This is a genomic window from Microbacterium sp. GQ128 (assembly GCF_059758615.1).
The window spans coordinates 45951-58564 of record NZ_JCAXDY010000008.1; the positions used below are offsets into that span (position 1 = coordinate 45951).

12 protein-coding genes are annotated in these 12614 nt (G+C 66.0%); 3 read left to right on the forward strand and 9 right to left on the reverse strand.

Features of this window, described 5'->3' with window-relative positions; translation table 11 throughout:
- Positions 1 to 302: 302 nt before the first annotated feature.
- Positions 303 to 890, forward strand: a complete 588-nt coding sequence (locus AC6CHX_RS19350) for a hypothetical protein (RefSeq protein ID WP_498274285.1) — start codon at positions 303 to 305, stop codon at positions 888 to 890.
- Positions 815 to 6049: a helicase-like domain-containing protein gene (locus AC6CHX_RS19355; RefSeq protein WP_498274286.1), complete on the forward strand. Its 5235-nt coding sequence runs from the start codon at positions 815 to 817 to the stop codon at positions 6047 to 6049. Before AC6CHX_RS19350 ends, AC6CHX_RS19355 begins: the two co-directional genes overlap by 76 nt.
- 29 nt (positions 6050 to 6078) lie before the next feature.
- Here AC6CHX_RS19355 and AC6CHX_RS19360 read toward each other — a convergent pair whose 3' ends face one another.
- The 6 genes from AC6CHX_RS19360 to AC6CHX_RS19385 all read right to left on the reverse strand — a co-directional run bounded on the left by AC6CHX_RS19360 (position 6079) and on the right by AC6CHX_RS19385 (position 10061).
- Complete coding sequence (locus AC6CHX_RS19360) at positions 6079 to 6708, reverse strand: DUF6349 family protein (RefSeq protein ID WP_498274287.1); 630 nt, start codon at positions 6706 to 6708, stop codon at positions 6079 to 6081.
- Positions 6701 to 7129, reverse strand: coding sequence for a hypothetical protein (locus AC6CHX_RS19365; RefSeq protein WP_498274288.1), 429 nt, complete (start codon positions 7127 to 7129; stop codon positions 6701 to 6703). The genes AC6CHX_RS19360 and AC6CHX_RS19365 overlap by 8 nt, the downstream gene beginning before the upstream one ends.
- Positions 7130 to 7523: 394 nt before the next feature.
- Complete coding sequence (locus AC6CHX_RS19370; RefSeq protein ID WP_498274289.1) at positions 7524 to 8525, reverse strand: zeta toxin family protein; 1002 nt, start codon at positions 8523 to 8525, stop codon at positions 7524 to 7526.
- A complete protein-coding gene (locus AC6CHX_RS19375; RefSeq protein ID WP_498274290.1) occupies positions 8522 to 8788 on the reverse strand; it encodes a hypothetical protein in 267 nt (88 codons plus the stop codon). Before AC6CHX_RS19375 ends, AC6CHX_RS19370 begins: the two co-directional genes overlap by 4 nt.
- Positions 8789 to 8925: 137 nt before the next feature.
- Positions 8926 to 9612 carry a hypothetical protein gene (locus tag AC6CHX_RS19380; protein ID WP_498274291.1) on the reverse strand — a complete coding sequence of 229 codons (687 nt, stop codon included), beginning with the start codon at positions 9610 to 9612 and terminating at the stop codon, positions 8926 to 8928.
- A gap of 68 nt (positions 9613 to 9680) precedes the next feature.
- Positions 9681 to 10061 carry a hypothetical protein gene (locus AC6CHX_RS19385; RefSeq protein ID WP_498274292.1) on the reverse strand — a complete coding sequence of 127 codons (381 nt, stop codon included), beginning with the start codon at positions 10059 to 10061 and terminating at the stop codon, positions 9681 to 9683.
- 797 nt (positions 10062 to 10858) lie between these two features.
- Between AC6CHX_RS19385 and AC6CHX_RS19390 the strand changes: the two genes are divergently transcribed.
- A complete protein-coding gene (locus tag AC6CHX_RS19390; protein WP_498274293.1) occupies positions 10859 to 10987 on the forward strand; it encodes a hypothetical protein in 129 nt (42 codons plus the stop codon).
- A gap of 114 nt (positions 10988 to 11101) precedes the next feature.
- Here the strand turns inward: AC6CHX_RS19390 and AC6CHX_RS19395 are convergent, their stop codons facing one another.
- Genes AC6CHX_RS19395 through AC6CHX_RS19405 form a run of 3 tightly spaced genes read right to left on the reverse strand, consistent with a single transcriptional unit; the run spans position 11102 to position 12248 of the window.
- Positions 11102 to 11677, reverse strand: a complete 576-nt coding sequence (locus AC6CHX_RS19395; RefSeq protein WP_498274294.1) for a recombinase family protein — start codon at positions 11675 to 11677, stop codon at positions 11102 to 11104.
- Positions 11677 to 11919 carry a hypothetical protein gene (locus AC6CHX_RS19400; protein ID WP_498274295.1) on the reverse strand — a complete coding sequence of 81 codons (243 nt, stop codon included), beginning with the start codon at positions 11917 to 11919 and terminating at the stop codon, positions 11677 to 11679. The genes AC6CHX_RS19395 and AC6CHX_RS19400 overlap by 1 nt, the downstream gene beginning before the upstream one ends.
- A gap of 44 nt (positions 11920 to 11963) precedes the next feature.
- Positions 11964 to 12248, reverse strand: a complete 285-nt coding sequence (locus AC6CHX_RS19405) for a hypothetical protein (protein WP_498274296.1) — start codon at positions 12246 to 12248, stop codon at positions 11964 to 11966.
- Positions 12249 to 12614: the final 366 nt, after the last annotated feature.

Consider the following 12614-nt stretch of genomic DNA (forward strand, 5'->3'; position numbering starts at 1 on the left):
CGAGTTCCCCGCCTTGTCGTCTCCGGATCTCGGTTCGTCGTCCCCCGCACGGGGGAGGGCGTTCTGCAGTCGGGTGTTGTGGCCGCATCTCACTTCCTGAACGCGAGGAATGATGCCCCGATACACCCGCCGCACCGCCGGCACCGACTGGCAGCAGCCGGAACTCGACCTGTGGGGACTCTCCACGTCGGAGGCCGACGCCACAGTGGAAGACGCGCGAACCGCCCCGCCGACCGAGCGGGAGCGCGAACTTGCCGGACTGCTGGACTTCAGCGCCGGAGTGGCACCGGAGGAGGGGCACGATGATGAACGAGCAGGAGACGCGGGCGCAGGTCGGGGATCTGACGATGCAGCTGGCCGGTCCGGACGTGCCGGGAGAGTCGTACCTGGAGAAAGTGGGCCGGTTCAACAACGCCCGGTCGCGGGCGACCGAGATCGTGATGGCGGACATGCCGCGGACGGTCGATCAGGACGACTGGGAGCACCGGTTCGAGGTCTGGCAGGGCGGGCACCCGATCAGGGTGCTGCTGCGCGAGTTCCACAGGACGATGAACGACCTCGACGATCAGTGGCCGGAGCCAGAGGAGCAGACCGCCTGGAAGCGGGACCGGCTCCTGACGATGACGCAGCTGAGGCACGAGCTGGAAGAGATGGAAGTCCCATTGCCGCTGATCAATCAGTGTCTGAAGCCCGTACTGGGGGACGCAGAGGTCGTGATGGATCTCTGGGTCATCACGCCACAGCTCGAGCAGGCGCTGCAGGCGTGGATTCGTCCGCAGTGGAAGGCACTTTCGATCGAGACGCGCGAGGACGCGTGGGACGCGCCCTCGGACGGGGCGGACTACTACCAGGCGACGCAGCGAGTGGCGCAGGGGATGCCGCGCTTCTAACCGCAACACCCCGGTTCATCCCGGGCACCCAGGAGAACCTCGCGCCCTCGGGCGCGAAGGCCCGCTACGAGGCGAACGTCACCGCGATCCGCCTCGCACACATCCTCTCCGCTGAGGGGCGTGCGGCGACGGCCGCGGAGCAGGGCGTGCTGGCACGGTACGGATCCTGGGGCGCCGTGCCGGACGTCTTTGACCTCCGCAAGGAGAACTGGGCGACCGAACGTGCCGAGCTACGTCAGCTGCTCGGAGACGATGCATACGATGCGGCGGCGATGACGACCATCAACGCCCACTTCACGGACCCGGCGTATGTGCGGGAGATCTGGGCAGGTCTGGAGCGTCTCGGCTTCGACGAGGGACGGGTGCTGGAGCCCGGTGCCGGCGCCGGGACCTTCATCGGCCTCGCTCCCGCGTCGGCCGAGATGATCGGTGTGGAGATCGACCCGACCACCGCGGCGATCGCGACCGCCCTGTACCCGCACGCGGACATCCGTAGCGAGTCGTTCGTGGACACGAACCTGCGCGGGCAGCTCGTCGACGCCGTGGTCGGGAACGTGCCGTTCGCGAACGTGCAGCTGCACGACCCAGTGCACAACCCCGACCGCCGCCACTCGATGCACAACCACTTCATCCTGAAATCACTCGCCCTCACCCGGCCCGGGGGGATTGTCGCCGTGCTGTCATCGTCGTTCACCCTCGACGCCGGCAACCCCGGTGCTCGCCGTGAAATGAACAAGCTCGCCGACCTGGTCGGTGCCGTCCGCCTGCCCACCGGAGCACACAAGCGTGCCGCGGGCACCGAGGTCGTCACCGACCTGCTCATCTTCCGCCGCCGCGAGGCAGGCGTCCCCCCACGCGACCGCACCTGGGAAACCGTCACCGCCCGTCACGTCGACGGGGAAACGGTGCACATCAACAGCTACTTTGACACCCGCCCGGAGAACATCCTCGGCGACGTGCACGCCAGTCACGGCATGCACGGCAGCACCACACTCCACATCACTTCCCACCTGGACACAGTGCCTGCACGTCTCCGACAGGCGATCGACGGGATCGTCACCGACGCGATCGCGCACGACCAACTGTTCACCCCGCGCACCGCAGCCGCGGCCGTCAACGTCGCGCCGCCCCGCGTGGCGGACGACGCCCTCTGGGAGGGGTCGATCGTCGTCGACGGCGCCGGGTTCGCGACCGTCGAAGACGGCATGCTCACCCCGCTCAAGGTGGCGAAGAAGAACGCACCCGAGCTGCGACTGCTGCTCGAGCTGCGCGACCAGGCGAAGCAGTTGCTCGAGCTGGAAGCATCCACCCTCGACGACACCACCGAGATCGACATCGCTCGTGCCACGCTGCGCGACCGATACCGGGCGTATGCCGCCACGTACGGGCCGATCAACCGGTACAGCTACGCCTCCAATGGTGCCCGTCTGACCCCGGAAGCACCGCGGAAGATGCTGACGGACCCGTTCGGGCCTCCGGTGCTCGCGCTTGAGCTGTTCGACGACGAGGAGCAGACCGCCACGGAGGCGGCGATCCTGAGTGGGCGGGTCATCGCCCCGCGTCCGCTCAAGGAGGGCACCGACAGCCCGGCCGAAGCGATCACGTTGAGTATGGAGCGTCACGGCCGTGTCCAACTCGACACCATCGCCTATCTGCTCGGGACATCCGACACCGAGGCGAGGGCGCAGCTGGGGGACCTGGTCTACGACGACCCGGAGGATCCCGACCGGATCATCCCCGCGGCCGAGTACCTATCGGGGAACATCGCCGAACGTCTCGACGTCGCCCGTGCCGCGGCCGAGACCGACCCGGACCGGTTCGGGGTGAACGTGACCGCTCTCGAGAAGGTGTTGCCGGTGCCGATGCTGCCGGAGGAGATCGAGCCGCGCATCGCCGCGGTGTGGATCGACCCTGCCACCCACCAGCAGTTCTTCCGTGAGCTGCTGCGCAACAACAACCTCCACGTCGGATCGCCGCTCCCGGGATCCTGGGAGGTCACGGGCGGCACGAAGTACGGGGTGCTGTCGACGGAGACGTGGGGCACGGAGCAGAAGCCCGCTCATGAGCTGATCCGGTCGCTGCTGAACCAGACGCCGATCAAGGTGGAACGCGAGGTCGAGTTCGGAGACCGGACCACGAAGATGATCGACCCGGAAGCGACCGCGGCCGCGATGGCGAAAGCGGAGGAGATCCAGGAGCGGTTCGCGGAGTGGGTGTGGGAGGACCCGGAACGCTCCGCGCGTCTGGCGGCCGAGTACAACCGGCGCTTCAACTCGATCGTGCTGCGCAATTACGACCAGGCTGGCGACTTCCTCACCTTCCCTGGCATGGTCGAAGGGTTCAGCCCCCGCCCGCACCAGCGTGCCGCGGTCGCCCGTGTCATCAGCGAGCCCGCGGTCGGCCTGTTCCACCAGGTAGGAGCGGGTAAGACCGCGGAGATGGTGATGGGGGCGATGGAGCTCAAACGGATGGGCCTGGTCAACAAGCCCGCCGTGGTGGTCCCGAACCACATGCTGAAGCAGTTCGCCCGGGAGTGGTTGCAGATCTACCCGCAGGCGAGGATCCTCGCCGCGGGCACCGCGGATCTGGAGAAGGACAGGCGCCGGCTGTTCGTCGCCCGCGCCGCAGCGAATGACTGGGATGCGGTCATCCTCACCCAGACGGCCTTCCAGTCTCTGCCCTTGTCACCGGACGCGACCGAACGGTACATCCACACTGAACTCGTCGCCTACCACGAGGCGTTGCAGGCGGCGCAAGAAGCTGGTCTCGAAGGCACAAGTGTGAAGAAGATCCAGAAGGCGATCGCGAGCCGCACCGAGGCTCTCAAGTCCCAGTCCGCGATCACCCGGGATGCGGGAATCGGTTTTGAGCAGACCGGGATCGATTACCTGTTCGTCGACGAGGCGCACCTGTACAAGAGTCTGTTCACGCCGACGTCGCTGGACGTGGCACCGAACCCGTCAAAGAAGGCCACCGACCTGCACATGAAGCTCGGCCTGCTGCGCGAGCGCAACGGCGACCGGGTCGGCACTCTCGCCACCGCGACCCCGCTGGCGAACAGCATCGTGGAGGCGTTCACGATGCAACGGTATCTGCGCCCGGACCTGCTGCACGCAGCGGGGATCCGCACGTTCGATGAGTGGGCGGCGACGTTCGCGACCGTGGCCTCCGATGTGGAGGTCGACGTCGCGGGCCGGCTGAAGATGAAGTCGCGGCTGGCGAAGTTCCAGAACGTACCGGAGATGCTGCGCATGTGGCATGTGTCCGCGGACGTGAAGACGCAGGAGGACCTCAACCTCCCGGTCCCGACGATCACGCCCCGCGAGGACGGGAAGAATCTCGCCGCGACGCACACGATCGCCCCCAGCGCGCAGCTGGTGCAGTTCTTCGAGCACCTGGCCGTGCGCGCCGATGAGGCGAAAGGACACCGCCCGCAGGAAGGCGCGGACAACATGCTCGCGATCGCCACGGACGGGCGCAAGGCCGCTGTCGACGCGCAACTGGCGGGGCTTCCCGCAGACACAGGCTGGGTCACCAAGGCCGAAGTCATCGCCGAGAAGGTCTATGGGATCTGGGAGCGCACGCGCGATCGCGAATACGCGAACACGGAGACCGGGGAAACCTCGCCGATCAGGGGAGCCCTGCAGCTGGTGTTCAGCGACTACGGCACCCCCAACGCGGACGGCACGTACTCGATCTACGAGGACCTCCGGCAGAAGCTCGTCGACCGGGGGATGGATGCCTCATCGATCCGGTTCATGCACGAGGCGCGCAACGATCGGGAGAAGGATCAACTGTTCACCGCCGCGCGCGCCGGGCACATCGCCGTCCTCATCGGGTCCACCGAGAAGATGGGCATGGGCACCAACGTGCAGGCCCGCGCGATCGCGCTGCACCACGTCGACTGCCCTTGGCGACCGGCCGACGTCGAGCAACGCGAAGGGCGCGTGATCCGGCAGGGGAACCAGAACGCGGAGGTGGAGATCCACCGCTACGTCGTCGAGCGGTCTTTCGATGCATTCATGTGGCAGACCGTTGAACGCAAGGCCCGGTTCATCGCCCAGGTGATGCGTGGCAGCCTCGATGCCCGCGAAATCGAAGACGTCGGGGATGCGGCGATCAGCGCCGCGGAGACGAAAGCGATCGCCACCGGCAACCCGCTGCTCCTCGACCAGGTGCAGACGAACGACGAGCTGCAGAAGCTGCGACGCCTCGAGCGCGTCCACAACCGGTCCCAATCGAACCTGGTCCGCTCCCGCGAGTACGCGCAACGCCGCGACATCATGCTGCGCCGCGACATCACCGAGCTCGAGCGCGCGACCTCCCAGGTGGTCAACACGGCGGGCGAGCAGTTCGCTGTCGAGGTGAACTCCAACGGCGGATACGGACGCTCCTGGAACAGGTACACGAAACGGTCCGATGCCGCGCAGGCGATCGGCCAGTGGGCAGCCCAATCACGCATCGCCTACCGATCCACGACAGTCCGGCTCGGGGAGATCGCGAAGATCGGGGCGTTCACCATCGAAGCGCAGCTGCTCGCATTCCCGGGGGTGGCGGACGCGACCGTGAAATTCACGATCGATGGGGTCCCCGGCGCGGAAGCCACGGCAACGCGCAGCGACGTCCTCGCGGGCAGCATAGGCGTCGTGACCAGGATCGAGAACCTGCAGGCCTCCCTCCCGACGCTGCTGGAGCGGACCCGCGAACTCCTCGTCGACAACGAGCTCAACCTCGCAGACGCCGAAAAGCGCATCGGGCAACCGTTCAAGCACGCCCAGCTCCTCGCCGACGTTCAGCGGCGATCGGACGCGATCGCGGTCCAACTCGTCGAACTGGAACGCGCCGATGTCACCCCGGCAGTTTCTCCACACGCTGCGCTTCTCACGCAGATCCAGGACGACGCCTGGTGGCGTGACCGACCGGTAGCGGAGGTCCGTGAACTGCTCAACAGTGCGCGCGACACCCGGGGTCAGGACCCTGACGCCGACGCCCTCTACGGGGCACTCAGCACACAACTGCGGAACCGCTATCCCGCGGCGGTGGCACATCATCTCGGTCTGACGCCGGACCCCACCGAACGACCACGACGCGATTCGCAGCCTGCGACAGGTCCAGCAGTGCCATCGCACGAATCGAGCAACGTCCCCTCACTCAGATGACGGCTCCACGCCTCGACTGCTGCCCTTCTTCATTGCATGGGCCCCGGTGTGGCGATGTCGTATCCGCCGTACGGGCTGTAGCCGGGCACGCATCGACCGGGGCGGTCGGTGAGGATGGGGGCACCGTCGATGCGGAACTCGGGCGGATAGTTTGCTTCGAGCCACGCGGCGAGGGCGGGTGTCATGGTTCGGGTGCCAGCCTTCCCGCAGAGCTTGGCCGGGAGGGTGGGAAGGTCACGCCAGCCTGGCCAGGCGTGGTCGTGCCAGGCGATGACGGCTTCACTTTCGTTGGCGCTGATGTGGTGCCAGGAGCAGTCGGGGCAGTTGGCTTGGTAGAGGAGGTCGCCGACGCAGGAGCAGGGGCCGATCTTTTCCCACTGGGCGACGGTGTAGGGGAAGTGGCAGCGGCAGCGGAGGTCGGTTTGGAGGAGGCAGAGGCGGTGGCCGGGTGCGGTGGCGCACCATCCGGTGGTGATGCCAAGGATCCAGGTTCCGCGGGTGGGGTTCTCGTTGGACCAGTGCCCGCGGGCCCGTGCGAGTTCTGCACGTGCTTCGAGCAGCTGCTCGGGGGTGAAGTAGCGGCTGGTGAAGCCGAGTGGGGCAGGGCCGGTGTAGTCGGGGCGGGTGAGGTCTTCGAGGAGGTCAAGGAGGTCATACATGGCGTGCGACCTCCGTCGGGCAGGGCTGCACCTGGTGGGATACGTGGCACCCAGTGTCGCAGTGCTCGTTGCGGCACGGCCAGATACCGAAGGTGGGCCAGTGGCAGCTCATGCAGGAGGCGACACGTTCGAACATCCAGTGCTGGGGCCAACAGGTGCCGAAGCGTGCGATGGTGTCGTCGTCGAGGGCGCCGTGTTCGATGACGAGGGCATAGGCGTTGCGGACGGTGATGCCGCAGTGGGGGCAGGTGAGGGCGAGGCACTGTTCCGCGTGGACGAGGTTGTCCATCGGGACGAGGTGCCCGCAGCCACGACGGGGGGCGTCGATCTCGGCGAGGAGGTCCAGGAGATCAGTCGGCCGTGTCCGGCCGGGGGCGTGTGGGGCCGCCACCTGGTGCTGTGAACTCGTGGTGTTGCTCATGGTTCTCCTCCTCGTTCTTTTGCCTTGAAGGCACGTATCGTGCCGTCAGGGAGAAGAACGGAGCGCAACCCGGAGGGCGGAGGAGGAGAGAATTTCGCCGCGAAATAAGCGCGGCGCGTGGCGAAAATCTCGGGGGAGCCGGCCCCACGCAGTGGGGCTTGCGTGGAGGACGCCGACCGTAGGATGCCGCAGGCTTCAAGGCAAAAAGAAAGGGGGTGCCGCGCTTGCGCGGCTCCATCGGCACGCCGTGGCGGGCCGCCGCGCCCTGTGGGCGCTCCTGCTCTGCAGGCGGTCGTCCCTTTTCGGGAACGGGAGATTGGGATCCCGCTGTCCACCTGTGGGCGAGCTGAGCCGGGCGTAGCTCGGGTCGTCCACAGGTGTGTCAGGGGGTCGATCAGGCGAACCTAAGGCCGCCGGTCCCCGGGATGATCGGGCCGGTAGACGATCCCGTGTCCTCCGGGGCACGTGTGGAGGACAGGCGGCGGGTAGCGGCGCGAACCGAATTGAGAACGGCCGGGCGTTCCGCTGGCTCGTAGGAGGCGTGGATGATGGCGGGTGCGTCGCCGGACAGAGCGGTCATCGTGTCGCGGAGATCCGGGCTCGCGTCTCGGGCGTGGGAGATCTTGACGGCCGCGGTTATGTATTCGCGGACCCAGTGGGTGCCCTCCGTAGAAGTCATTGCGCTGATGCTGCGGCCGGCGTCAACGGCACGGCGGGCCTCGCGTCCGACGGCGCCGGCGGAGGTGGCGTCGACGTCGCGGTCGTAGAGGACCTGCTGGGATCGCGTGAGAACGGTGATGCGGTCGACGGCAGAGCCTTCGACGAGCTGCTCGACCGTGTCAGGCATCGCCGAATATGCGGCGGCGTGTGCTCCCGAGGGAGTCCAACGGTTGCGGTCCGTCCCCGTGCCGGTGCCCAGGAATCGGGACACCGTACCCAGAAGCGAGACCGCCCCGGGGACAGCGAGTGCGCGCACTTCGGCGCGGTACCCGGACGCACGAAACGCGGCCGCAGTGCCCGCGACGACGCCGTGCTGGCGCATGGTCGTCTCCAGGATGACGCTGCGACGCTGTTGCCGGAGGTACTCCGCGGACATGCCCACCCACGCGCCAGAGGCCTGCGCGGTCACTCCGGGCATCGCCAGCGGGTCTGTCCTCATCATCTCGCGGTAGTCGGGATGAAAGGAGCGGAGGTCGTCCCCGATCACGGGGACAGCATCCGGATGATCGGATCGCACAGCGCCGATCGCACGCGATTTCCCCGCCCCGGGCTGCGCGCCAACGAGAAGGAGGGTCGGTCGCAGCGGGATCGTGCCGCCGATGATCAGCGTGGGTACGATGTCGCGTTCGAAGATCTCGCGCAGGGTGTCCGCGCCGAGAGTGTGCTGCCAGCTCACGCAGTTGCGCGAAGTTGCTGCAGGCGTGTGCGGTACTCGACCGTCTTCGCCTCGATCAGCGGAAGATCAAAGCCGTTCACGCTGTCCACGTCCTGCCACAAGGCGATGTGCGCCTCTCTCGCGGCCTCACGCTCTGCCTCTGTGCCCGCATGCCGGGACAGCCAGATGTACTCGCCACGGAGCTCTGTGGCGGTCTCGCGCATGATGTCGTAGATCATCGGGTCGAAATCGGCGACCATGGTCGCAGCTGCTGCTTTCGCCATGGGATTTCCCCTTCCTCTACCTTTCGATCATACGCTCGGGCACCGACACGCGACCTGGGGGCTGCTGTCCACATGTGGGCGGGTCCGGCCCCGGCGAACGCCGGAGCCGTCCCCATGTGGTCAGGAGCAGGCGGCGCTTAGAAGATTCTGATCCGGAAACGGTCTGATGCGGAGATCAGGTCGTTGTCACTCAGGGTGATGGGTTCGGCGGAGAGTGTGAGAATCTCGCCAGCTTCGGGGTGGTCGAGCCAGAGGGCTTTGCACCAGCCCGTTCCGTGCTTGCTCCCGAAGTGGATACCCAGCGGCGGGTGCCCCGTGTCGAGCGTGACGCCGTGGAGGTGCTCGGCGATGGCGGTGGTTACCGGGCGCTCTTCGCTGCGCAAGGTGCCGGTCGTCAGGTGCGGCACTTGGTGTGCCGCCAGTTGGGCACCCATCATGCCCTCGATCGCAGCGATGGAGTCCGGGTGCTCGATATCCACGAGCCAGCCGGGGTCGGGCATCACGACAGGAATCATGCCGCGGTCGTACCGCCATCCTGCGGGCAGGGCGCCTAGACCCATGAAGTCACGCTCCGACCACTCGCGTGCGACTTCTTCCACGTAGGCCTTGAGGGTCAGCCCTACCGCTGCAGCGTCTTTGGCGAGGGTGTCGTTGGCCCCGTTCGCCCGCTTGTACTGAGACAGCACTTCGGCGTACGCGCACTCGCGAGTTTCCGCGATGTAGAACGTCTGCCCGGGCACGTCATACCGCCCCCAGGATTGTCTCCACTTGGCCGCGGCATCGCGAGTCGCGGCAGACAGTGGCGGGTAGTCGTTCTTCCCCACGTGGTACCCATAGACCCCGGGGTCAGAGACCAAGTGAAGCCCCGTGGCCTCACAGACTCTCGTAACGGTCACGAGTCGGTCGTGCCGTCGAGGAATGACTCGACAGCCGCAGAGACCTCGCCATGGCGGCCCTCCCGGATCGCCGTGACGGGAGTGTCTTCCCTCAGCCACGGATTGCCACCGATGAACCACTGACGCGCAACATGCTCGCCGTCCGCGGCCGCCAGAAGAACCCATTGACGGTGCGCAAACAGCAGCCGGTTCGACGCTTCAGGTCGCGGCTCTGGACCATCCGGCTTCGCCCACCGGATCGGCAGCTTCCGGTCCGTCGACCCCACCATTGCTGAAACCAGCGTGGGGCCCAGAACAGCGTTGAGCTCGCGAACGATCTGATGAATGTCCATCCGCATCGTCCGCCCGTGCTGTGTCGTTGGCGTGAGCGTCTCCATACCCCCAGGGTACCCCCAACAACCACCAAAAGCCACCCGAAAGCCACCCTGGTCACGTCAAGCCGGACGCCTGACGTGACCTGCGTTTTCAGTTAATGAGGATTAACCGATAATAGTTATTATGTCAACTCAGGTTGACGCGAGGGTCACTGAAGAGCCTGCATCCGGCGCGCGACCGCGACGCGGGCACCGGCGTGCTGAGGATCCACGTCTTGGTCTTCAGCACGCCGGAACTTCTACGTCGCTGGTTCCGGTTCGGCGAATACTGCTCGCACGAGGCCCTGGGCCTTCAGGTGCCAAGTGATGATCGTGAGATCGTCACTTGGATCACCGTCATATCCGAGGTCGACCATGGCGTCTCGGAGCTCCTGCCATTCAGGGAGAGGAGACTCCTCGAGAGCGTGATCCGGGATCTGCTGCGGGGCATCAGTCATCGGCGGAGCCGAGACAGTCAGGGCAGGCCTGGGTTCGGCCATCGCTACCGGTCGTGAGGCTATCGGACGGGGTGTTGCAGAAGCTGCACATGCGTCTCTCCTTGTGAGTGTGGGACGGCGGTTGCCTCCCTTCCACTAGGTAGTCGTTGCCCACCGTGCGCGAGTTAGCTTTTCGTCGACCCCACTCCGGCCGCGGGTGTGTTCTGTCTCGCCGTCGTCGCAAACGACCGCAGTTCCTTCTGGACACCGCGCATGCGGGTGAGGAACGGGGTCGCGCATAGAGACCCTGGACGGGTTTCAAGGGCAGTGTCCGATCTGACCGGAAAACCGTACCCATGGTTCGAAACGGAGCGAGGAGTACGAATGGTGAAGCAGCTGGAATCGAAGAAGGGCGCATGTGCACGTTGGCGTGAGGTCGCGGTCTGGATCTCGGTGGCGTTGGCGGCCTTTCCCGCCGCCGACGTCGTCATCAGGTGGGCCACGATACTCTGACTCACTCGCGGCCGCCGGCGTGCCGAAGACCGCCTTCCAGGCCTCGGCACGCCGGCATCACCTGTCGCGATTCACAGTTTTACGCGCCCAGCGTCCACTGGCGCGTCAGGACTGCTATCCCTTCCGACCGTTGTGGCGTGCGGCCGCCCGGTAGACGCTGGCCCTCGAGGTGTTGAACAGGCCTGCGATCTCGATCGGTGTCATGTCGCCCTCCTCGAGGTGCTTCGCGATCGCCGCATCCTGCTTCGGCGAGAACCGCGGCTGACGCCCTTTGAGCTTTGCCCGCACGCTCGGCCGCGCCATCGCCTCCTGGGTGCGCAGGCTGATCCACCCTCCCTCGGCCTCTGCAATCGCGGCGAGGAAGGTCAAGAACAGCTTCGAGAACGGGTCACCCGGGTCGTACACGGTCTTCCCGAACTGAAAGGCCACACCGCGTGCGGTCAGCTCGCGTAGCTCTCGCAGCGTCTCTTCCGCGTTGCGAGCGAACCTGTCCAGCTTGGGCACGATGAGCTTGTCACCCTCGCGCACGGCCGCTAAGACGGTGCGCAGCCCGTCGCGCTGGAGATTCTTGCCAGTGAACCCATGGTCAACGAAGATTCGGTCCTCGTGGACACCTTCCCCGAGAAGAAGCGATCGCTGGAGCTCAAGGTCTTGGCCGATCGTGGAGACTCGCGAGTATCCGAAGTCCATCACTCCCCCGCGCGACGCTCGCCCAGACGGCGCAGACGTTCGGCATCCGCGAATACTCGGGCAGAACGCACCTTCTGCCAGCCCACCGAAACCCAAAGTGCGGGCATGAGAAGCACCATCAGATACATCGGGGTGTACACAATCGCACTGTGCACGAGGCCGAAAGCCGATACCGAGGCTACTGCGAAATACAGCGCCGCAACCCAGGCATCCCTGTTCCACTGGATGACGTCTTCACTCATATCGCGCCTTCGCTTCTTTGAGACCCGGGAGTACCCGAAATCCATCACGCACCACCGACGCGAGGAGCCAAAAGGGCGCCCGTTGCGACGGTGGCTTCTTCGCTATCCCCTCCGAAGGAAACATGGACGAGATCGCCGGAATCTTTCAACAGATCAACGAACCTCGCCCGGTAGATATCACCTTCGTCGGAGATCTTCCGTCCCTCCTTGGAACCGTCAGGCAGGAACACGTATGTCGCATAGGAATTCGTGAGCCCTTTAACCGGACCAAGGACGAGCCTCTGCCACTCGGCCGGGAGCGCGTCCCGGAAACCATCGATGTGCGGCATCGGATGACCCGACCTCGGCACCAAGACCGCGATGACTGCCTCATGCTCCACGTATGACATCCGTCTCCACCCTCGTTCCATTCGGCATCGGCTGCCGCACTGTCGCATATACGCTACCTGAAATGAGATGGTCTGAGAACACCCTATGCGAGACGGCCGTAACCAGCCATCGACGGTGCAGCTGCGGCGCCATCGACCGTCTCACGAGACGATCCCCAAACGGACACTCAATGCCACGGGGGCCCGTACCGCGACTGCGGATCTACGTCGAGGGCGCCTGATCTCCGAAAGCCTCACCGACGAGGCGTTCATGCGTCCGCGTCGCCTCTTGCAACTTTGACCAGCCGGGGTCTGACTCCCATCCGA